The organism is Solimonas sp. K1W22B-7 (assembly GCF_003428335.1).
Lineage (GTDB): Bacteria > Pseudomonadota > Gammaproteobacteria > Nevskiales > Nevskiaceae > Solimonas_A.
In genome coordinates this window covers 3,217,284-3,243,097 of the sequence record NZ_CP031704.1, presented here as the reverse complement: position 1 = coordinate 3,243,097, position 25,814 = coordinate 3,217,284, and the positions used below count along the sequence as shown (strand labels likewise).

Genomic DNA, 25,814 nt, shown 5'->3' with positions numbered 1-25,814 from the left:
AGTCAAATCGAGATCGTGCGAGGCAGTCATTCAAACCTGGAATGACGGGGGCCTCACCGACCTATTGCTTGTTTTGCAGCGCAAAGAGCCGCCACACGGCCGTCTGGATGTAGGGAGAGCTTCATGAGCAAGCCTTTCTTCAAGCTGCGTCCCCTTTCTTCCCCGGGACTCCTGCGTTTCTACGGTGCGGCTGCGGGAGCGCTCGTCCCAGGCCTGGCGCTGGCAGGCCCTACCGGCGGCAGTGTGGTGGCCGGCCAGGCCACGATCGGCACTCCCTCCGCGAACAACACGGTCATCAACCAGACCTCGCAGAACGCCGTCATCAACTGGCAGCAGTTCTCGGTCGGCGGCAGCGAGTTCGTCGTCTTCAACCAGCCCAATGCCTCGGCCGCGGTGCTCAACCGCGTGATCGGCGGGCTGCCCTCGGAGATTCTCGGCAACGTCAGCGCCAACGGCCGCGTCTTCATCATCAACCCGCAGGGCGTGATGTTCGGCGCCGGTTCGCGTGTCGATGTCGGTGGCCTGGTGGCCTCGACGCTGGACATCGGCAACCAGGACTTCATGTCCGGCCGTCACGTCTTCGCCCAGGGCACGGCCGCGCCCGGCACGATCCGCAACGAGGGCAACCTCCGCGCCGGCAAGGGCGGCTTCGTGGTGCTGGCGGCGGATCGCGTCGAGAACGCCGGCGTGATCAGCGCCGACCGTGGCGAAGTGTTGCTGGCTTCGGGCAGCAGGCTGACCCTGACCCTGGACGACAGTGGCCTGGTGGGCTATTCCATCGACGCGGCGGCCTTGTCCGACCGTGCCGGCATCGAGAACATCGGCGAGATCGTCGCCAACGGCGGCACCGTGGTGCTGGACGCCAAGGTGGCGCGCAGCCTGATCGGCAACGTCATCAACAACAGCGGCAAGATCACGGCGCGCTCGGTGGAAGAGCGCGACGGCGCGATCTTCCTGACCGCCGAGGGCGGCGACATCGAGAACTCCGGCACGCTGGATGCCTCGGGCACCGGCAATGCCGACGGCGGCCGTGTCATCGTGCATGGCCAGCAGGACGTCACGCTGACCGAGACGGGCGTGATCCGTGCCGATGGCGCCGGCAGCGGCGACGGCGGCATGGTGCGCTTCATCGCGGAAGGTGATGCACGCACGGCGGAAGGCTCGCTGATCAGCGCGACCGCGGGCCCTGCCGGGCGCCTCGGCGGTTTCGTCGAATTGTCCGGGCACGGCAGCCTGGTGGTGCGCGGCACGGTCAACGTGGGCCGCGGCGGCCGTATCCTGATCGATCCGACCAATGTGACCATCGCGGCGGGTTCGGGCACTTCGGGTTCCATCGGACCCAACGCCACGGTTCGCGAGAATTTCATCGAGGCGCAGCTGCAATCGGGTGCCGACGTCGCGATCGTGGCGACAAACAGCATATCGATGGCGGCGATGAACGGTGGCGCCCTGGATGGCCGGAGCGCCGGCAACGGCGGCAGCCTGCTGCTGGGCATCGGTACCATCGCCGGCTCCAACGGCGGCAAGTTCGTCGATGGCCCGCCGGCGTCCGGTTCCATCTTCACCAACTTCAATCCCAGCGGGGGCGGCAGCTACGGCGGCATCTTCTTCCAGAACCTGGGTAACGCCATTCGCGTCGACGGGCGCCTGCGCATCTCGGGCGGTACCGCGTTCGGCGACATCAATGTCGGAGACCTCGAGGCGGGTGACGATCTCGACGTGACCGGCGCCGACGACATCAATGTCGGCAATATCACGGCGGGCGGCGCCGTCGTCATCAGCAATACCTTTGGCAGCAGCGGCGCCATCGGGACCGGCACGATCACTGCCTCCGATATCACCGTTTCCGGTGTTGCCGGCATCGACCTTGGCGCCGTCACGCTGACGGGCACGGGTGGCAGTATCGACATCAGCAACAGCAGCGCTAGCAGCGCCGACATCAACCTCACCACGATCACCGCCGCCAACGCGGCCGCGGTCGACATCGACGCGAGCCGGCACATCAATGGTACGTCGATCGATGCCGGGACGGCGATCATCACGCTCCAGTCCGGCCTCAACGCCAGCAGCGGCGGCATCAACCTTGCCATGATCACCGGCGAGGACGTGCACCTGTCCGCCTTCAACACCGGTATCAGCAGTATCCAGATCACCGCGGGCGGCGGGTTCGGGGTGGGCGGAGACATCTCCATCGAGACCACCGGCGGCGGCTCGATCACCCTCAATGGCCTGACCTTGCTGTCCGATGGCCGGGCGGTGATCGATGCCGCTGATGTCGTCAACCTGCGCGGCGGCAGCTACGACGTCGGCAGCGGCGGCATGCTGGATGTGACCAGCGCCAACGCCACCAACCTGGGCAATTTCTTCTCGATCACCTCGGTCACCGTGGACGGCAGCCTGAAGATCAGTGCCGGGACGGTCACGGGCAGTGTCGGCAGCATTGCCGGCCCCGGCACCGTGCTGGATGTCGGTGGCTCGCTGGAGATCGATGCGGCTACCCAGGTCAACTTTGCCGGCGCCTATGGCGGCGCGATCTTTGCCGGCGGGGTTGCCGATATCGATGTCGCTGGCGGGGCCATCAACGTGCTGTCGGTTCGTGGCGATCGGGTGATCCTGACGAACAAGGACGACATCACCGCCACCAGCATCAGCGCAGGTGGCGGTGGCACGGGCCCTGGCTCCACCGTGGCCGACGTGTACATCAACGCGGGCAACACGGTCACTATCGGCAGCGTGACGCTGGACAGCTCCGGCTATGTCCTCCTTGGCGGCAACAACATCGCCAACACCGCGGCCGGCAGCTTCAACGTCGGTGCCAACGGGACCTTGCACTTCCGGCCCAACAACATCAGCCTGGCCACGTCGAACTACGTCGGCAACCTGGTCGTGGAGGCCAACAACATCAGCGGCGGCGCGGTCGATGCCAGTGGCAACCTGACACTGCAAGCGCAGAGCAGCGTCAGCCTGACCGGCGCCACCGCCGCAGGAACCCTGAGCGTGGTCGCCGGCATCGGCGGTGGCAGTGCGGACTCGGTGTCTATTACCCTTGCCTCCGCCGATCGTGTCCTGGTGCAGAACCAGAATGGCACCATCACGATCAATAGCGTCCTTGCCGGTGGAAGCGGTAGCCCGTCCTTGCCGGATGTCGAGATCAGCGCCGAAGGGAGCGGGGCCTTCGCCAATATCGGCGGCCTGACCCTGTCCAGCGACGGCGTGGCCTATCTCTTCGCCAATAACGGATTCAGCAATACCAGCCTCGTCACCTACGATGTCGGTGCCAGCGGCACGCTGAGCCTGGTGACCAACGCCGACCTGGCCCTGGGCAGCCAGAACTTCGACGGCAATCTCAATGTCACGGCCGACGACCTCAGCGGCGGTGCCCTGACCGCCACGGGCGACCTGTTCGTACAGAGCCGCGCCACGATGAATTTCACGCAGCTGTCCGCCGGTGCGGACCTGCTGGTGATCGGCGACAACATCAGCGTCGGCAGTGCCGTGAACATCGGCCAGGCGACCGGTGACGCGGTGGAGATCCTCAGCGGCACCATCACCGTGGGATCGATCCTGGCTCGCGGGGTCGCTGGTGCGGGTAACGACGTCCATGTCAGCAGCTTCAGCGACATCGATATCAATGGCTTGACGGTCACCGAGGCCGGCGGCGGGCGCGTCTTGATCGAGGGCCTCGGCGGCAGCACGCGCGTGGAGCTGCAAGGTGCTGCGGATGTCGGCACCGCCGGCACCATCGACATCACGACCCAGGGCGGAGATATCTTCTTCCAGGGCGTCAGTCCCTCCACGGACTTCAATCTGGTCGGCAACCTCACCGGCACCACCTCCGGCCTGGGCATCGGTGATGTCGATATCACCACCGGCATGACTGTCGATGGTGACCTGTCGCTGATGGCGCGCGGCGCTGTATCGGTGGTGGGGGGAATCAGCGGCAACGGCAACGTGACGCTGGGTGGTGGCCTCGCCGGACCCCCGGGAGGCGTGACCGTCGATGATATCTCGGCGGACCGCATCGACATCATCGCCTTCAACGGCGGCGTCACGGTGACCGGTACCTTGAGCACCGCGGGTACGGGTGATTCGTTTGACCGCGATATCGAGGTGTCGGGCGCCGGTATCACCAACGTGGCGGCGATCGACCTCGTCGGGGCTGGATTCGTCTCCCTGTCGGGCAACGGCGGCATCACCCTGCCTACGGGCAGTTACGATGTCGGCGGCGGTACGCTGACACTGAATACCCAGAGCACGCTCAACCTCGGCAACTTCAGCCTGACCGGCAACCTGATGGCCAGCGGCAACACCGGCGTCACGGCCAGCGCTGTCGGCGTTACCGGCAGCCTGGGCCTCAGCGCCGTCAATGGCAACGTCACGGTGACCGGCGCGGTTTCGGCGGGCACCGCCGATGGCACGCTGGCGGACATCGCCGCCGGCTTCGGCCGTACGGTCTCGCTGCTGGGCGGCGTGACGGCGGACCGTATCGAGGTGACCGCGGGCGGCGGCATCACCGTCGGTGCGCTGACCGCCGGCGGCGGTGGCAATTCGGGCAGCCGCGACATCAGCCTGTTTGCCTTCGACACCGGTGCCACGGTTTCCGCGGGGGACATCCTGACAACAACGCCCAATGGCTATGTGACCCTGCAGGGTCACGGCGGCGTGACCCTGACGGGGGATGCCGACGTCGGTCTCGGCGGTACGCTGAAGCTCACCACCAACAACGGCAACATTGCCATGGGGGTGGTGACGCAGGGCGGCAACCTGATCGCGACAACCAGTAACGGTGGCAATATCACGGCGACCGGCGATATCGCCGGCCGCAAGGTGACGCTGAATGCCGCGGCCTTCGTCGGCAACGGCGGCATCAGCATCAACGGCGTCAGCGCCACCGGCGGCACGGCCGGCGGCATCGACATCGATGCCCATGGCACGGGTGCAATCTTCATCGACAGCGCGCTCACGCTTGGCGGCGCTGTCGGCACCATCGACGTTTTCGGACAGGGCAATGTAACCCTGGACGGCGATGCCAACGCCGGGGCCGGCGGCACGATCACGGTGCGTTCGACCGGTGGCTTCGTGCACCTCGGATCCTCGGGCACCAGCAGCCCGGTCAACCTGACCGGTAACTTCACGGCCTACGCCGACAACGGCGGCAGCCTGTCCGCCTGGATCGCCAGCGGCGACAACGTCAGCCTGCAGTTGCGCAGCAACGGTGGCCCGGCGGCGGACATCCTCCTTTTCGACGTCAGCGTGAACGGCGACCTGACGGTCAACAATGCCTCCGGCGGCGGCACGGCCAACAACGTGGTGATCGGCGGCATCGTCAACGCGGGCGGCAATGTCACGATCAACTCGGTACGTGACGTGGAAGTGCAGGCGGGCGCGTCGCTCGGCGCCAACGACACGATTGGCATCGTCATCGATGCCGGCAATGATGTGATCCTCGACGGCCCGGTGCAGGCTACGGCGGGCGACATCAGCATCGATGCGCTCGGCGACATCACGGCTACGGCGCTGATCCAGGCCGCGGGCGACCTGGTGATGTTCGCCGGCTCCAGCGGCGGCGCGGTCGGCAGCATGGACCTGAGCGCGCTGGTCGCGCAGCGCGTGGAGCTGCAGATCTATGGTGACCTGATCGGTACCGGCTCGATCACGGCCAGTGCGAACGCTTTGCCCTCGACCAACGATGTCAATGTCAACGCGCTCAACGGCGGGCAGATCCTTGGCATCGGCAACATCAATGTGCTCGGCGGCGCCGGCAAGGTGAGCCTCTACGGCGTCGCCGGCGTGACCGTGACCGGTTCCGTGGCCGCGGGCTCCAGCGGATCGATCAGCATACGCGCCGACGGCGGCACGCTGTCGCTGGGCACCAGCCTCGATGCCTTCAGTGTCGTCTCCGGCAATCTCACCGGCACCGCCAACTCCGGTGCCGGCATCTACGCCAACATCGACACGGCGGACGGTGACGTCTACCTGCAGATGCTCACCAACATCGCAGGGTCCTATTCCTTCAATGCCAGCCGCATCGTCGCCGATGGCGACATCACGCTGGTCAATACCTTCGGTCCGGCCTTCGCGGGCGACATCAGTGCCGGGACGCTGGATGCCGGCGGCGGCGTGTCGATCACCTCGGGCCGTAATGTCACGGCCGGTTCGGTCATGGCGGCGGCGCTGGTCGACATTGACGGCGGCATCGACATCGCCGGGCTGGTCGACCTTGGCAGCGTGACGGGCCAGCGTGTCCAGATCGGCAACACCGGTGATGTTTCCGCGAACCTGCTGACGGCCCAGGGCCTCAGCTCAGGTTCCGGCGATTTCGATATCGATGTCACCGCAACCGGCAACATCAATGTTGCCGGCATCAGCCTGACGGGCAGCGGCGGCCGCGCCTACCTCAACGGCTCCAGCATCTCGGTGGCGGGCGCCAGCTATGCCGTGGGCAGCAACGCCACGTTGAAGCTGGTAGCGACCGGGGCCCTGTTTTTCGGTACCGACTTTTCCCTGGTCGGCAACCTCGACGCCACGGCCGGCCAGATCGACGGCGGCGCGCTGGAGGCGACGGACAGCATCGATCTGCGGTCGACGGGCAATATCACCTTCATCGGCGCCGTGACCGCCAACTCCGACTTCACCGGCGGGCCCGGCGGCACGCTGGAAATCGACGGCGTCGGCGGAACCGGCAACATCAGCCTCCAGGGCGTTTCGGGACGCCAGGTCAAGATCGTCAATGACGGTGCCATCAGCATCAGCGGCACCGTCAACAGCGGCACCAGCGCCACGGCGTCTCCGGACATCTTCGTGCAGGCCCAGGCTGGCGGCACGCTGGATATTGGCGGTGTCAATATCGGTGGCGTCGGTGAGGCCACCCTGGAGGGCGGCGACGTCAACCTGACCCCGGGCGGCCTGTTCTCGGTCGGCTACGGCGGACTGCTGGAGATCGATGCGAGCGGTCAGCTGTCCTTCGGCACCGGCGTCGCGGACTCCGTGAACGTGACCGGCGCGCTCGACGCCCAGGCCGACAGCATCGTCGGCAACAATCTGCGCGCCTACGACACCATGGCGCTGAACGCCACTACCGGCATCACGCTGAGCGGCGATGCGTCCCTGGATTCCGCCGCCGGCCTGCTGCTGGAGATGCACGCCAATGGCGGCAACCTGCAGGTCGGGGCTGTTACCGGCGGCCTGGTGCAACTCGACGCCACTGGCAACGTGCAGACAGGTGCCCTGACGGCCCGGCAGAACGGCAGCCTGGTGGCGCCCGCCATCACGGTGGATGCCGGCGGCACCGCCACGGTCGGTCTGCTGACCACCACTCCGGGCGGTGCGGGGGCTACGCCAGGCTTTGCCAGCATCCATGGCGACGGCGGCGCGAGCCTGACCGGCGGCATCGACCTCGACGGCAATCTCAAGGTCACCGCCGATGGCGGAACCATCGCCCTGGGCACGATCACCGACAGCGCCAGCATCACCGCGCTCAACACGGCCGGCGGTATCACCTCCGGGGTCCTGAACGCAGGCGACGTATCGCTGGATGCGTCCGCCAGCGGCAGCATCAATACCGCCGGCATCGTTTCCACCGGGCTGGTGACCCTCAGCGCGGCCACGGGCATCACGGCCACGGGGACGATTTCCGCGGTTGGCGCGGTCGATATCGACTCCAGTTTCGCCGGCGCTGGCGTGGTCAACCTGTTGGGTGTCAGTGGCAGCACCGTACTACTGTCCAACGACGGCTCCATCAGCGCAGGGGCCCTGACCGCCACGCAGAATGGCAGCCTCGTGGCGCCGGCCATCGATGTGGATGCCGGCGGTACGGCGACAGTCGGTTTGCTGACCACCAGCGCGGCCGGCGCGGGCTTCGCCGCCATTCATGGCGACGGCGGCGCGACGCTGACCGGCGGAATCGACCTCGACGGCAATCTCAAGGTCACCGCCGATGGCGGAACCATTGCCCTGGGCACGATCACCGACAGCGCCAGCATCACCGCGCTCAACACGGCCGGCGGCATCACCTCCGGTGTCCTGAACGCGGGGGACGTGTCGCTGGATGCTTCCGCCAGCGGCAGCATCAATACCGCCGGCATCGTTTCCACCGGGCTGGTGACCCTCAGCGCGGCCACGGGCATCACGGCCACGGGAACGATTTCCGCAGCTGGCGCGGTCGATATCGACTCCAGCTTCACGGGTGCCGGCGCGATCACCCTGCTGGACGTCAGCGGCAGCACGGTGGCGGTCTCCAACGACGCTGCCATTACTGTGGGCACCCTCACCGCGGACGGCGGTGCCGGTACCGGCAGCAGCGCGCCGCTCTACGTGCACACCAGCGCGGGTGCCATCCTGGTCGGCGGCGTGGCCACCGACGTCAGCGACGGACATGCCTTCATCCGCAACCTCAACGGCGCGATCACCGTCAATGCGGCCAATGTGGGCGCGGGCGGTGGTGTCGAGGTCCGGGGCGTCAATGGCGCCATCACCCTGGGGAACTTCCTGCAGGGTGGCGAGGTGTTTGTTCTCGGCAGTGGCGGTGCGGCATCGATCACGGCGGATACGATCACGGCGGAGAGCATCGAACTGCATGCCACGGGTGCCGGTGCGGACGTCAGCTACACCCAGCTCGATGCGAACACGACGGTGACCCTGACGGCCGATCGCGGCGACGTGCTGGGCACGGCGGGCGAGGGTGACATCACGGCCGTTGGCGCCATCAATGTCAGTGCCGGCGCCGTCTCCGGCGCCGGCAACATCGACCTTGGCGATGTCCTGACGACGCTGGGCAGTGCAACGATCAATGCGACAGGTGGCAGCGTCACCCTCGACAGCCTCAGCGTCAACACGAACATCGACGTGGATGCCGGCGGTTCGCTGACCGTCAATGGCGCGATCTCGAATGGAAGTGGCGTGTTCCAGGTGGACGCGGGCGGCAATATCCTGGTGACGGGGGCGATCAGCGGTGCGGGTGCTCTCAGCGACTTCATCGATATCCACACCAGCGGCGGCACGATCGATCTCGCCAGCGTGACCGCCACGGCGGGCGGCATCCGCGTCGGCAACCAGTTCGCGGCAGGCGCCACCAACGTCACCCTGAGCGGTGCCGCCTCGGCGGTCACCGGTTCGGTGGAAATCGCCGGCAGCGGCGATCTCGACCTGCAGACCATCACCGCCGGCACAACCTTCGTCCGGCTGCTGGCGGACGGCTCGGTGGATGCGGTCAGCATCGACGCCGGCACCGGCAACATCGACCTGCTGGTGATGACGGGCGACGTGACGGTCGGCACTGTAGACACCTCGGGCCTTGCCACGGTCCAGGCCCTGAGCGGCGACGTCACGCTGGGCACCCTGAGCGCCGACACCGGCGTCGATATCGATGCCGCCAGCGCTACACTCAACGGCAACGTCACGAGCACGCTCGGTGATATCGACGTGCTCACCACCGGACTGCTGAAGGCGGTGGACGGCACCACGCTCAGCGCCGGCGGCACGACGCGGCTACAGTCCAGCACTGGCCAGGTGGATGTGGACAAGCTGGCGGGCAACAACGTCGATATCGATGGCGCCGCGGGCGTGATCCTGCGCGATGACGCGAACGTCGGCGGCAACATCGACCTGCGTGCCACCGGCGCGGCCGGTCCGGACGTGCTCTTCACCAACCTGACGGCGAGTGGCAGCGTCACCGTGCGTGCCGACCACGGCAACGTCACGGCCTCCAGCGCCGCGGCCGGCGTGGTGCTGGCGGGCAACTCGATCACGATCAACGCGACCAACACAGGCGGCACGGGCAGCCTGAACGCCGGCAACGTCGACGTGGGCAACCTCACCTCGACCACGGGCGATGTCACGGTCAACGGCACGATCTCGATCACGACCGGCAGCGTCACCGCCACCAGCGGTACGGCCGATCTGGGCAACTCCAACGGCGCCCTGACGGCCGGCTCGATCACGGCGGAAGTGGTCGATATCGATGTCGATTCGGCCACGATCAACGGCTTCATCGATGCCACCGTCGGCAACGTCGACATCGATGCCTACAACGGCGGCGTCGCCCTGCACGGCAACGTCGATGCCACCACGGGCAACCTCGACATCGCCAGCACCGGCGACCTGACCAGCGACCCGGGCAACATCCTGACGGCGGCAGCCGGCGACATCATCCTGAGCGCGAGCGGCGGCAGGATCGACGTCGGCACGCTGGAAGGCAACAACATCACCGCCACCGGCGCCAGCGGCGTGCGGCTGCGCGGCGACGTCGACATCGGCGGCAACATCGACCTCCACGCCAGCGGCGCGATCGGTCCGGACGTGCTCTTCACCAACCTGACCGCGGGCGGCAGTGTCACGCTGGCTGCCGATCACGGCAACGTCGTCGGCTCCGACGGGGCGGGTGGCGGCGGTGTGGTGCTGGCGGGCAACTCGATCACGATCAACGCGTACAACACGGGTGGCGGCACGGGCAACGCGGACGGCGGCAATGTCGTTACCGGCAACCTGACGTCACTGAACGTGGCGGTCAGGGTGCAGGGCACGGTTTCGATCGACGTCGACGATGTCACCGCCGCCAATGGCACGGTGGACTTCAACAGCGTCAACAGCGTCCTGACGACGGGCGCGATCAGCGGTAGCCTGGTCCTCATCGACGTCGGCTCGGCAACGATCAATGGCGATATCGACGCCACCGTCAGTTCCCTTGCCATCCATGCCTACACCGGCGGGGTCGCCCTGCACGGCGATGTCAACGTTACCGGTGCCGGTAGTGGCCTCTTCATCTTCTCCGTGGGCGACCTGACCAGTGATCCGGGTAACACCCTGACATCGGCGACCGCCAACGTCCTGCTGAGCGCGAGCGCTGGCAAGATCGACGTCGGCACCCTGGAGGGCGTCAACGTCACCGCCACCGGCGCCAGCGGCGTGCGGCTGCGCGGCGACGTCGACGTCAGCGGCAACATCGACCTGCATGCCACCGGCGCGATCGGTCCGGACGTGCTCTTCACCAACCTGAAGGCGGGCGGCAGCGTCACGCTGGCGGCCGATCACGGCAACGTCGTCGGCTCCGACGGCGCGGGCGGTGGTGGTGTGGTACTGGCGGGCAACTCGATCACGATCAACGCGACCAACACAGGCGGCACGGGCAGCCTGAACGCCGGCAACGTCGACGTCGGCAACCTCACCTCGACCACGGGCGACGTCACGGTCAACGGCACGATCTCGATCACGACCGGCAGCGTCACGGCGGCAGCCGGTACGGCCAACCTGGGCAGCTCCGAGGGTGCCCTGACGACGGGCTCGATCACGGCCGCCATCATCGACATCGACGTCGACTCCGCCACGATCAACGGCTTCATCAACGCCACCTCGGGCAGCGTCGACATCGACGCCTACAACGGCGGCGTTGCCCTGCACGGCAACGTCAACGCGGCCAGCCTCATCGACATTTCCACCACCGGCGACCTGACCAGCGACCCGGCCAACGTGCTGACCGCTTCGGCGGGCGACGTCACCCTGAATGCAAGCAGCGGCAAGATCGACGTCGGCACGCTGGAAGGCAACAGCATCACCGCCACCGGCGCCAACGGCGTGCAGCTGCGCGGCGACGTCGACGTCAGCGGCAACATCGACCTGCATGCCACCGGCACCGGCGGCCCCGACGTGCTCTTCACCAACCTGACGGCGGGCGGCAGCGTCACGCTGGCGGCCGATCACGGCAACGTCGTCGGCTCCGACGGCGCAGGCGGTGGCGGCGTGGTGATGGCGGGCACCTCGATCACGATCAACGCGACCAACACAGGCGGCACGGGCAGCCTGAACGCCGGCAACGTCGACGTCGGCGACCTGACGGCGGGCACTGCCGCGGCTGCGAGCGGTGTCACGGTCACTGGCACGGTGTCGATCGGTGTCGGCAATGTGATGACCGGCAGCAGCGGCACGGCCAGGCTCGGCAGCTTCGATGGTGCCCTGACGGCGGGCTCGATCACGGCCGCCATCGTCGACATCGACGTCGACTCCGCCACGATCAACGGCTTCATCAACGCCACCTCGGGCAGCGTCGACATCGACGCCTACAACGGCGGCGTTGCCCTGCACGGCAACGTCAACGCGGCCAGCCTCATCGACATTTCCACCACCGGCGACCTGACCAGCGACCCGGCCAACGTGCTGACCGCATCGGCGGGCGACGTCACCCTGAATGCAAGCAGCGGCAAGATCGACGTCGGCACGCTGGAAGGCAGCAACATCACGGCCACCGGCGCCAACGGCGTGCAGCTGCGCGGCGACGTCGACGTCAGCGGCAACATCGACCTGCACGCCACCGGCGCGCCCGGTCCGGACGTGCTCTTCACCAACCTGACGGCGGGCGGCAGTGTCACGCTGGCGGCCGATCACGGCAACGTCGTCGGCTCCGACGGGGCGGGTGGCGGCGGTGTGGTGCTGGCGGGCAACTCGATCACGATCAACGCGACCAACACAGGCGGCACGGGCAGCCTGAACGCCGGCAACGTCGACGTCGGCAATCTCACCTCGACCACGGGCAGCGTCACGGTCAACGGCACGAACTCGATCACGACCGGCAGTGTCACGGCGACGGCCGGCACGGCCGACATGGGCAACTCCGAGGGTGCCCTGACGGTGGATGCGATCACGGCGGCCACGGTCGACATCGACGTCGACTCGGCCACCCTGAACGGCCCGATCAGCGGCGGCACGATCAGTATCGACATCTATACCGGTACGCTGGACCTGAGAGGCGTGGTCCTGAATGCCACGGCCAGCGGACTGAGCCTCTACAGCCGCGCCGACATCCTGGCTGACGGCGCGACGCTGACGGCTGCCGATACGGTCATCCTGGAAGCCGGCTACATCACCGGGAACGGTGACCTTTCGGCGGTGGGGACCACCTTCGGATCAGGCATCGATGCGGGTGACAACGTTGACCTGCGTGCACAGGGTGGCATCCTGACGCTGGATGCCGCGACCCTCAGCGGCGGCGGCCGGTTGATTGCCAACGGCGACGTGGTGAACCTGGTCAACGGCACCACCGCGACCTTCGGCGGCCAGATCTCCAGCGACATCGGGACGACCCTGACGCTGAGCAATTCGACGCTGACGGTCACCACGCCGTTCGGCACCGGGTTCCAGTTCCTTTCGGGCGGTACGGCGAACGTCTCGGGCATGACCTTCATCGGTAACACCGGGACGCAGATCACGGCCGATGGCACGGGTGCCACGGTGCTTTCCGTGACCGGTTCGATCTCCGACGGTACGCTCAGCCTGACGGCGGACAACGGCGGCATCATGGCCGGCAGCACCAGTGCCACGGACATTCTCATCCTCGGTGGTGCCGGCGTGGATATCGCTGGCCAGACGCTGACGGCGACCGGGACCAGCATTGCCATCTATTCCGAAGCGAGCATCTCTGCCAACGGGACGGTGCTGACCGCAGAGGACAACGTGATCCTGGAAGCCGGCTATAACGGTGGCGCCGGCAGCATCAGCCTGGCCAGTGCCACGCTGACCGCGGGTACGGATTCGCCGGCCGACAATGTCGACTTGCGGGCCCAGGGCGGTGCGCTGACGATCAACAACGCGGATCTCACGGGTGCCGGACAGCTCATCTTCAACGGCGATGTGGTGAGCATGATCAACGGCACGTCGGCTACTTTCGGCGGCCTCATTACCAGCGACGCGAACACGGCACTGACGATCAGCGGGTCCACGCTCGACGGTGCCGGCGGGTTCCTGCTGATTTCGGACGGCACGGCGACGATCGCCGGCGTGGGCTTCACGGGTGGCGGCGGTACGCAGATCACATCCAACGGCACCGGTCCTTCCACGCTGCTGGTGACGGGTTCGACCTTCGACTTCACGCTCAGCCTGACGGCGGACAACGGCGGAATCCAGGCGGGTGGTCTCACCGCTACCGATATCCTGATTGACAGCGGGGTGGGCGTTAACGTCAACGGCCAGTTGCTGACGGCCACGGCTGGCAATGTCCGGCTCTACTCCGACGTCGACATCCTGGCCAACAATGCCTTGCTCAGGGCGACGGGTGATGTGACCCTGGAGTCCGGTTCCGGCGGTGGCGGCGGCAATATTTCCCTGATCGGTGCCACCGTTGCCGCGGACACGGATGTCGTCGGCGGCGAGAACGTCGACTTGCGCGCGCAGGGGGGCACGCTGACGATCGACAACAGCGACCTCAGCGGCGGCGGATCGTTGATCTTCAACGGCGATGTCGTGATCTTCCGCAATGGCAGCACCGCCGACTTCGGCGGCCAGATCACCAGCGATGCCGTGACCTCGTTGACCATGAGCGGCGGTTCGACACTCAATGCTCTCGGCGGATTCTTCTTCAACGTCGGCAACACGGTCGCCATCGGCGGCGTGACCTTCACGGGTGGCGGCGCCTCGCAGATCACCGTCAACGGCACCGCTCCCACCGATGAGCTGTCGGTGACCAATTCCACCTTCGACGGCACGCTCAGCCTGACCGCGGACAATGCCCGCATCGAGGCGGGGATGCTGGAGGCAACCTCGCTGACGTTCAACGGCGCAGTGGTGGATATCAACAACAATTTGCTGGAGGCGACCGCCGGCGGCATCAGCATCACCTCGGACACCAATATCCTGGCCGCCAACTCGACGCTGATGTCGACCGAGGACGTGACGCTGTCCGCGGCGGCCGGGAACGTCGATCTCAGCGGAGCCAACGTGACCATCGCGGGCGGAAGCCCGTTCGCCACGATCGGCATCACGGTCGGCGGCACACTGAACCTGACGAATGCGACGCTCATCGCGCCGGGCAGCTTCACGGCCTCGGTGGACAACATCCTGCTGACCGGTGCCGACCTTGACTTCGGTGGCGACCTGCAGCTGACGGACAATGCCGGCGACTTCGACCTGACGGGCCTGAGCCTGAGCGGCGGCACACTGACGCTGACGTCCACCGCCGGTAGTCTACTGGGGACCGCAAGCCTGCTGGAGTCCACCACGGGTGGTGTTTTCCTGACCGCTCTTCTCGACGTCAATCTGCCTGCGCAGCTTGTTAGCGCAGCCAGCCAGGTCAGCATTACCGCCGGCAGCAGCTTCCCCGGCGGCGGGCCGGCCGGCAACGTCAACCTGGCGGGCGGTGTCGTGGACGGAGGGAGCGGCAACGTCGGCATCTTTGCGCAGGGCGGCACCCTCACTGTGAGCACGATCCTGACCAGCGCCTTTGCGACGGTCCAGGCCTTTGACAGCGATGTCACGCTGGACAGCCTGGATGCCGACGGCGGCATCGAAGTCGACGCGGGCGGCCTGCTGACGATCAATGGCACCGTCGATGCAGCCAACGGCAACATCGGCCTGGATGCAGGCACCGGCGTCCTGGTGAGCGGCAACATTACCGGTGCCGACGACGCCTTCGAGAACATCGACATCCACACGGCCAGCGGCCTCATCGACCTGCAGGGCGTGACCGCCACGGGCGGCGGCATCCGCATCGGCGACCAGTTTGGTGGTGCGACCACGCTGATCCAGACGGGCGCCCTATCGGCGCTCAATGGCTCCGTCCACGTGATTAGCAGTGTCGGCGCCTTGGATCTGCTGACTGTCGTGGCAGGCACCGACATCGATTTGCGGGCGGGGACCGCACTGGACGTGACCAGCGTCGACGCCGGCGGCAATATCGAGTTGCACGCCGCGGCCGGCACTCTGACGGCCGATAGCGTCATGGCCTTGGGGTTCACGACGATCCAGGGGCTCGGTGGCGACGTCACGCTGGGCAGCCTGACGGTTGACGGTGGCGTCAACGTTGATACCGACAGCCTGCTCACGATCAATGGAGCGGTGAACGCCGTCAGCGGCGTCAACAGCAACGTTATCCTGGGTGCCGGCAGCGGCATCCTGGTCAACGGCGACATCAGCGGCGCCGGCAACAGCGTCAACATCGTCGATGTCCACACAGTCACCGGCACGATTACTCTAAACGACGTCACTGCCACCAACGGCAGCATCCGCATCGGCGACCAATTCGGCGGTGCCAGCACGCTGATCCAGACCGGTGCCCTTTCGGCGCTCAACGGGTTCATCGACGTGCAGAGCAATGTCGGCGCGGTGGATCTGCCGACGGTCACCGCCGGCACCGGAGTCACGCTGTTGGCCGGGACCACGCTGGACGTGACCAGTGTCGATGCGGGCATCGGCAACGCCACCTTGAGCGCGACGGCGGGCGATCTGACGATCGGCAGCGTGACCACCTCGGGCTTCGCGACGGTGCAGGCCTTCGGCGGCGACGTCATGCTGAACAGCCTGGATGCCGACGGCGGCATCGAGGTCGACGCCGGCGGCCTGCTGACGATCAACGCCACCGTCGATGCCGCCACCGGCAACATCGGCCTAGATGCAGGCACTGGCGTCCTGGTGAGCGGCAACATCGCCGGCGCCGACGACGCCTTCGAGAACATCGACATCCACACGGTCGGCGGCCTCATCGACCTGCAGGGCGTGACCGCCACGGGCGGCGGCATCCGCATCGGCAACCAGTTCGGCGGCGGCGCCACGAATATCACCCTGGCGGGCCCGGCATCGGCGGTCGGCGGTTTCGTCGACATCCAGGCCGACGGCCTGATCGACCTGCCGAGCGTCATGGCAGGGACCGGTGCCACCCTGCGGGCTGGCACCACGCTGGACGTGACCAGCGTCGATGCAGGCGCCGGCGATGTCGAGCTGCGCACCGCGGCCGGCAACCTGACGATCGGCACCATCGCCGCATCGGGCTTCGCGACGATCCAGGGCTTCGGCGGCAACATCCTGCTGGACAGCTTGAGAGCTGACGGTGGCATCGATCTCGACACCGATGGCCTGCTCACGATCAACAGCGCGGTGGACGCCGCCAACGGCAACATCGGCCTGGACGCCGGCGGCGACATCCTGGTGCTGGGCAACATCAGCGGCGCCGACGACACTTTCGAGAGCATCGACGTCCACACCGCAGGCGGCGCGATCACCCTGCAGGACGTGACCGCCGGCGGCGGCATCCGCATCGGCAACCAGTTCGCCACGGGCGCGACGAATGTCATCACGCAGGACCTGTCCGCGGTGACCGGCAGCGTCGACGTCCGCGGCAGCGGCCTGATCAACCTGCAGACGGTGGGCGCCGGGACCGGCGTCACGCTGCTGGCGGGGACCACGCTGGATGTGACCAGCGTCGCTGCCGGCACCGGCAGTATCGACCTGCGCACCGCGGCCGGTGACCTGACGGCGGGCAGCGTCGCGGGCGGGGGCTTTGCGACGATCCAGGGCTTCGGTGGCGACATCGTGCTGGGCAGCCTGAGGGGCGACGGCGGCATCAATGTCGACACCGACGGCCTGCTCACGATCAATGGCCCGGTCAACGCCGCCAACGGCGGCATCGCCCTGGATGGCGGCACCGGCGTCCAGGTGAACGGCAACATCAGCGGCGCCGGTGCCAGCTTCCAGATCATCGACGTGCACACCGCTGCCGGCACGATCGATCTTCAGGGCGTCACCGCCACCGGCGGCAGCATCCGCATCGGCAACCAGTTCGGCGGCGGCGGCGCCGACATCACCGTGACCGGCGCGATTTCGGCGGTCGGCGGCGGCGTCGACATCCGCGACAGCGGCTTCCTCGACCTGCAGACGGTCGTGGGTGGCAACGGCATCCTCCTGGTCTCCGGCGACACGCTGGACGTGGTCGGCAACCTGGTGGCCGGCAACGGCGGTGTCACCGTCCAGGCCGGCAACGGCCCGCTGGTTCTGGCGGACGTGATCGCCGGCAACGGCAGCCTCGACATCCGCACCACCAGCGGCCTGATCAGCGCCGACACCGTTTCGGCGACACAGCAGGCGACGATCCAGGGCTTCGGCGGCGACGTCACGCTGGGCAGCCTGACCGGCGACGGCCGCATCGATCTCGACACCGACGGCCTGCTCACGATCAATGGTCCGGTCAACTCCATCGGCGGCAGCATCGCCCTGGACGGCGGCACCGGCGTCCAGGTGAACGGCGCGATCAGCGGCGCCGGTGCCAGCTTCCAGGTCATCGACGTGCACACCGTGACGGGCACGATCGGCCTGCAGGGCGTCACCGCCACTGGCGGCAGCATCCGCATCGGCAACCAGTTCGGCGGCAACGCCAGCGACATCACCTTGAGCGGCGCGGCCTCGGCGCTCAATGGCGGCGTCGCCATCCAGGGCAGCGGCTTCCTCGACCTGCAGGCGGTCGTGGGCGGCAACGGCATCAGCCTGATCTCCGGCGACACGCTGGACGTGGTCGGCAACCTGGTGGCCGGCAACGGCGGTGTCACCGTCCAGGCCGGCAATGGCCCGCTGGTTCTGGCGGACGTGATCGCCGGCAACGGCAGCCTCGACATCCGCACCACCAGCGGCCTGATCAGCGCCGACACCGTTTCGGCGACACAGCAGGCGACGATCCAGGGCTTCGGCGGCGACGTCACGCTGGGCAGCCTGACCGGCGACGGCCGCATCGATCTCGACACCGACGGCCTGCTCACGATCAATGGTCCGGTCAACTCCATCGGCGGCAGCATCGCCCTGGACGGCGGCACCGGCGTCCAGGTGAACGGCGCGATCAGCGGCGCCGGTGCCAGCTTCCAGGTCATCGACGTGCACACCGTGACGGGCACGATCGGCCTGCAGGGCGTCACCGCCACTGGCGGCAGCATCCGCATCGGCAACCAGTTCGGCGGCAACGCCAGCGACATCACCTTGAGCGGCGCGGCCTCGGCGCTCAATGGCGGCGTCGCCATCCAGGGCAGCGGCTTCCTCGACCTGCAGGCGGTCGTGGGCGGCAACGGCATCAGCCTGATCTCCGGCGACACGCTGGACGTGGTCGGCAACCTGGTGGCCGGCAACGGCGGTGTCACCGTCCAGGCCGGCAATGGCCCGCTGGTTCTGGCGGACGTGATCGCCGGCAACGGCAGCCTCGACATCCGCACCACCAGCGGCCTGATCAGCGCCGACACCGTTTCGGCGACGGGCTTCGCAACGATCCAGGGCTTCGGCGGTGGCGTCACGCTGGACAACCTGACCGCTGATGGCGGCATCGATCTCGACACCGACGGCCTGCTCACGATCAATGGCCCGGTCAACGCCGCCAACGGCGGTATTGCCCTGGATGCCGGCACCGGCATCGCGGTGAACGGCAACATCAGCGGCGCCGGTGCCAGCTTCCAGGTCATCGACGTGCACACCACGAGCGGCACGATCGGTCTTCAGGATGTCACCGCCACCGGCGGCAGCATCCGCATCGGCAACCAGTTCGGCGGCAACGCCAGCGACATCACCTTGAGCGGCGCGGCCTCGGCGCTCAACGGCGGCGTCGCCATCCAGGGCAGCGGCTTCCTCGACCTGCAGGCGGTCGTGGGCGGCAACGGCATCAGCCTGATCTCCGGCGACACGCTGGACGTGGTCGGCAACCTGGTGGCCGGCAACGGCGGTGTCACCGTCCAGGCCGGCAATGGCCCGCTGGTTCTGGCGGACGTGATCGCCGGCAACGGCAGCCTCGACATCCGCACCACCAGCGGCCTGATCAGCGCCGACACCGTTTCGGCGACACAGCAGGCGACGATCCAGGGCTTCGGCGGTGGCGTCACGCTGGACAACCTGACCGCTGATGGCGGCATCGATCTCGACACCGACGGCCTGCTCACGATCAATGGTCCGGTCAACTCCATCGGCGGCAGCATCGCCCTGGACGGCGGCACGGGTGTCCAGGTGAGCGGCAGCATCAGTGGCGCCGGCAACAGCTTCAATGTCATCGACGTGCACACCACGAGCGGCACGATCGGTCTTCAGGATGTCACCGCCACCGGCGGCAGCATCCGCATCGGCAACCAGTTCGGCGGTACCACCTCGCTGATCCGGACGGGCGTCCTGTCGGCGCCTGGCGGCGCTATCGACGTGCTGAGCAACGGCGGCGATGTGGAGATCGCTGGCGCGAGTGCCGCCAACATTGTTGGCATATCCGCTACAGCGGGGGACGTTGATCTCAGCGGCCTGGTTTCCGGCAGCACGGTCACCATCAGTGCCATCAATCTGACGTCCGCCACGCTGGTGGATGTCACCAGCACCGCCGGTGACCTGAACATCTTCGCGAACGTCCTCGCGCCGGTGATCGACCTGAGCGCGAACGACAACCTCCTCGTCAGCGGCTTCATCGATGCCGGCTCCGGCGGCAGCGTCACCCTGGCGGCGACCAATGGGTCGATCACGACCGGCGCCGTCACCGGCAGCAGCCTCGATGTGACCGCGCGGGACATCAACTTCGGCGACCTGACCGTCACGGGCGCCCTGGCGCTGACCTCCACGGTCGGCGACATCATCGCCGGCATGCTGAACGCGGCGTCGGTGGACCTGGACTCGGCGCAGGATATCGGCCTGGGCGGCGTCAGCAGCCCCGGTGCGGTGACCATGGATGCGACCAACGTGGTACTGGGCGGCAGCGTGGATGGCGGCAGCATCACCATCAACGCGGGCGACGTCTCCGGCGTGATCGACATGACGGCGTCGACCGGGGTGCTCAACCTGAACGTGACGTCGGTGACCTCCAGTTCGATCCTGCTGTCGGGCAGGGACGGTATCGGCGTCACCGGCCTGCTCGATGCCGGCTCTGGTGGCTCCGTGGTCCTGACCTCGTCCAACGGCCTGATCTCGGCCTTCGGCATCAATGCCGACAACGTCCAGGCGACGGCCGTGTCGCTCGATGTCGCCAGCCTGTTCGGCAGCAGCGATGTCACGCTGGGCGGCACGCTCGCGCTGACCGCGACCGGCGGCGATCTGCTGGGCGGCAACCTCGGCGGCAACGTCGTCACGCTGACGGCCAATGCCGGGACCCTGGATGTGGGCACCCTCACGGCCGGCGGGGCGCTCAGCGCCGCGGCCCATGCCATCGTGCTCAACGGCGCGGTAGAGGGCGGCACGGTGAACCTGGACGCCGCGACGACGCTGACGGCAAGCGGCGTGCTCGACGTGACGGCCACCGCCGGTGCCCTGACGCTGGCGGGCAGCTCGATCGGCGCCAACTCGGCGACGCTGAGCGCCACCGGCGGCACACTGACGCTCAATGGCCCGCTGACCGCGACCGGCGCGGTGGCGGCGGTTGCCCATGACATCGTGCTCAACGCTGCGGTGCAGGGCGCGACGGTGGATCTGGATGCGGCGACAACACTGTCGTCCTCCGGCCTGCTGGATGTCTCGGCGATCGGTGGCCTGCTGCGGCTGAAGGGCACGTCGATCAGCGGCAACGGTGCCGACCTGGATGCGACGGGGTCACTGACCCTGCTTGGCGATCTCGACGCTGGCAGCGGCCTGGCGGACCTCAGCGGTGCCAGCGTGAGCACGGCCAAGATTGGCGCAGGTACCCTGATCCTCAGCAGCGCGGGCCAGATCAATACCGGCGATCTCACGACCACGGTCGGTGACATCACGGTCAATGGCAGCGGCATCGATGCCGGCGTGGTCATGTCGGCGGGTGGCGTGACCGCCACCGCCAGCAGCGGCAACCTGGACCTGACCAAGGTTGGCGGTGGTACGCTGCAGCTGACGGCCACGGCCGGCAACATCCTGCTCGCCGACTCCGTGATCGGCAGCAGCGTCGACATGACGGCGGGCGGCACGATCGTCAATTCCGGTGTCCTGCTGGTGACGGCCAGCAGTGGCCACCTGAACCTCACCGGCAGCACGATCAGCGGCAACGGCGCCGAGCTGTCGGCCGGCGGTGCCCTGAGGGTGACCGGCGATCTCAGCGCCGGCACGGGCCTGGCGGACATCGATGGCAGCTCGGTGAGCCTCAACAAGGTTGGCGCCGGCACCCTGATCCTCAACAGCACGGGCCAGGTCACGACCGGCGACCTCACCACCACCGTTGGCGGCATGACGATCAACGGCAGTGGCATCGGAGCCGGCATCGTTTCGTCGGCGGGTGATGTGACCGCCACGGCCAGCAGCGGCAACCTGGGCCTGACCAAGGTCGGCGGCGGGGTCCTGCAGCTGACGGCGACGACCGGCAACATCCTGCTCGCCGATTCGGTGATTGGCAGCAGCGTCGATATGACGGCGGGCGGCACGATCGTCAACTCCGGCATCCTGCTGGTCACGGCCAATAGCGGCCACCTGAACCTCACCGGCAGCACGATCAGCGGCAATGGCGTCGACCTGTCGGCCGGCGGTGCCCTGACGGTGACCGGCGACCTCAGCGCGGGTACCGCTCTGGCGGACATCAGTGGCAACTCGGTGAGCCTCAACAAGGTTGGCGCCGGTACCCTGATCCTTACCAGCGCCGGCCAGATCATGGCTGGCGACATGACGGCGGGCCTCGGCGGCATCAGCGTCGCCGGCGGCGACCTGAACCTCAGCGCCGTGACGGCGACCGGTGGTGGCGACGTGACCCTGACGGCCGCTGGCGGCGACCTGGATGTCGGCATCACCCGCGGCGACGTGATCACGCTGACCGCCACGGGCGGCACCCTGACCAGCGGCGCCATCACCGGCAGCGGCCTGGTGGACCTGGAGGCCAACGCGATCGTGCTCGGCGGCGCGGTGCAGGGCAGCAGCGTGAATGCCTACTCCGGCACCACGCTCATCAACTCCGGCATCCTGACCATCAACGCGACCGGCGGCACGCTCGATCTGGAGGCCTTGTCGATCCAGGGCAACGGCGCCAATCTGGATGCAACCGGGGCACTGACCCTGATCGGTGATCTCGATGCCGGTACGGGGCTGGCGGACCTCAGCGGTGCCAGCATCTCCACGACCAAGATCGGTGCCGGCCAGCTGATCCTCACCAGCGCCGGCCAGATCACGGGCGGCGACATGACGGCGGGCCTCGGCGGCATCAGCGTCGCCGGCGGCGACCTGAACCTCAGCGCCGTGACGGCGACCGGCGGCGGCGACGTGACCCTGACGGCCACTGGCGGCGACCTGGACGTCGGCATCACCCGCGGCGACGTGATCACGCTGACCGCGACGGGCGGCACCCTGACCAGCGGCGCCATCACCGGCAGCGGCCTGGTGGACCTGGAGGCCAACGCCATCGTGCTCGGCGGCGCGGTGCAGGGCAGCAGCGTGAATGCCTACTCCGGCACCACGCTCATCAACTCCGGCATCCTGACCATCAACGCCACCGGCGGCACGCTCGATCTGGAGGCCTTGTCGATCCAGGGCAACGGCGCCAATCTGGATGCAGGCGGGGCGCTGACCCTGATCGGTGATCTCGACGCGGGCAGCGGCCTGGCGGACCTCAGCGGCGCGCGCATATCGACGAACAAGATCGGTGCCGGCGACATCATTCTTTCCAGCGGTGGCCAGGTCAACACCGGCGATCTCACGACCACGGCAGGTGACATCACGGTCAATGGCAGCGGCATCACCGGCGGCATCGTCTCGTCGGCGGGTGATGTGACCGCTACGGCCAGCAGCGGCAACCTGGACCTGACCAAGGTCGGCGGCGGTACGCTGCAGCTGACGGCCACGGCCGGCAACATCCTGCTCGACGATTCGGTGATCGGCAGCAGCGTCGACATGACGGCGGGCGGAACGATCGTCAACTCCGGCATCCTGCTGGTCACGGCCAATAGCGGCCACCTGAACCTCACCGGCACCACGATCAGCGGCAACGGCGTCGAGCTGTCGGCCGGCGGTGCCCTGAGGGTGACCGGCGACCTCAGTGCCGGCACGGGCCTGGCAGACGTCAGTGGCGGCTCGGTGAGCCTGACCAAGGTCGGTGCCGGTACCCTGATCCTCAACAGCACGGGCCAGGTCAACACCGGCGCACTCACGGTCGGGGCCGGCGGCATCACGATCGACGGCAGCGGCATCGGCACCGGTGCCATCACCGTGACCGGAGGCGACCTCGAGGCGACGGCGCATACCGACGATCTGGTGGTGAACGGGACGATCCGCGCCAACCTCGTCGACCTCAGTGCATTGCTGGGCGACATCGACGTCGATGATGTCTTTGCGACGGACGCTCTCTTCAGCGCTCCCAACGGCGCGATTACGGTCGGCACGGTCACGGCCAGCGGCGATGCCGACTTCGACTTCGGAACCGATCTGGACGCCGGCACCCTGAATCTGGCCGGCACGTTGTTCGCCGACCTCAACAACACCGACGCGGTATTCGGCAACGTCAACGCCCAGGCCGTGGACATCACCGTCAATGGCGGCAACATCACGGTGGGCAACGTCACCGTGGCACAGGACATCGACCTCACGGCCAGCACCGGCAGCGTCAGCTTCGGCGATCTCAGCGGCCAGAACATCGCGATCAGCTTCGCGCAGGATTCGACGATCACCGATAGCACGGTGAATGCCTCCGGCAGCTTCTCGCTCGGTGGCGGTGCCCTGCTCAGCGGCAACTCGCTGACGGTCAACGCGCAGAGCATCGCCCTGAACGCCGGCCTGACGCTGGATGCGGCGACGCTGGACGCGGTGGGCTCGCTGAGCCTGGGCAGCTACGGGTTCAACATCGAAAACCTGGTTGCCGACGGCGCAACGATCAGCGTCAATGGCAGCACGCTGCATGGTGCCAGCGCCGACCTGGAAGCCGACGGCGCCCTGACCCTGGATTCCGCCGATTTCCTGGTTGACGACATCACCCTCGATGCCGGCAGCAACCTGGTCCTCACCAGCACGCGCCTGCGGGGCGATCTGACGGCCAACGCAGGCGGCACTGCCAGTCTGGACAGCGTGACCCTGGATGGAGGAAGCAGTGGCCAGCTGCAAGCCGCCAGCATCGACATCGTCAGCGGCAACGTCGACTACTCCGGCAGCTTCGGCCTGACGGCGACCGATGGCAGCGTGGCCATCAGCAACAGCAGCATCGGTTCGGGCGGCAACCTGGCGTTCCAGGCGGCGGAAGACATCCATCTCGACGGGGTCAGCCTGGATGCGGCCGGCGTTGCCACGATCGGTGCGCTCGGTGACGTCGTGCTGGAAGAGTCCAGCCTCGCCGGCGGGCGCTTCACGATCCAGGCCGGCGGCACGGTCAGGGACGGTGGCGAGGGCGCCGATATCGACGTCGCGGCGCTGGGGGTCCAGGCGGGCACCCGCATCGAGCTGGCCAGCACTTCGATCCATGTCGGGACCGGCCTTGCCGCGATCGGCGGCGACGACGGCCTGATCGAGGCGCTGTCCGGGATGAACCCGGAACTGCTGCCGGCCTCGCAGGGCCCCAACGCCAGCTTCATCGCCGACCGTGTGGCACTGGGCTCGCTGGACCTGGAGGGCGACTACCTGTTCATCTCGGCCAACGAGGTGGTCCTGTCCGGCAGCATCGAGGCGCCGCTGGACCTGTTCGTCCACTACAACCCGCTGGACCCGGATGCGACGGTCGGGATCGAGACGGCGGCCTCGCTGGCGCGCCAGATCAACCTCAATCGCGACGAGCACTTCAACGTCTTCCCCGGCACCACCTTCGCCATCGGCGGCGCGGACTACCTCGGCGACATCTACATCGGCGAGAACGGCCCGGTGATCGTCGACCCGCACCAGAGCAACTTCGTCTTCATGACCCAGGGCAACATCTTCCGCCTGGGCAGCCTGGGGACCAATGGCACGGTCGTGGTGCTGGACGGCATGGTCGATGTTTCCGACAGCTTCGATATGCCGCTGAACTCGGAGTTCATGCCCGACCTGCCGAAGGACGACCTGGAACTGCAGGAAGAAGAAGACGACACGGAGTTCGGCGCAGGCACGATCGAGTACGAGTCCACGACCGACGAAGAGGGCGACGGCCTGCAGTGCACCTGAGCCCCCTCGTGGGGCGGACCGGGCCGCCGTGTCGCGGCGGCCCGGCCTCGCTATGA

1 protein-coding gene is annotated in these 25,814 nt (G+C 67.6%); it reads left to right on the top strand.

The annotated features are described in order from the left end of the window. Window positions 1–123 precede the first annotated feature (123 nt). Window positions 124–25,758 carry a filamentous hemagglutinin N-terminal domain-containing protein gene (locus tag D0B54_RS14555; protein ID WP_117292016.1) on the top strand — a complete coding sequence of 8,545 codons (25,635 nt, stop codon included), beginning with the start codon at window positions 124–126 and terminating at the stop codon, window positions 25,756–25,758. Window positions 25,759–25,814 lie beyond the last annotated feature (56 nt).

Coding starts and splice junctions, on each gene's coding strand:
- D0B54_RS14555 (WP_117292016.1), top strand. CDS start 124: ATGAGCAAGCCTTTCTTCAAGCTGCGTCCCCTTTCTTCCCCGGGACTC.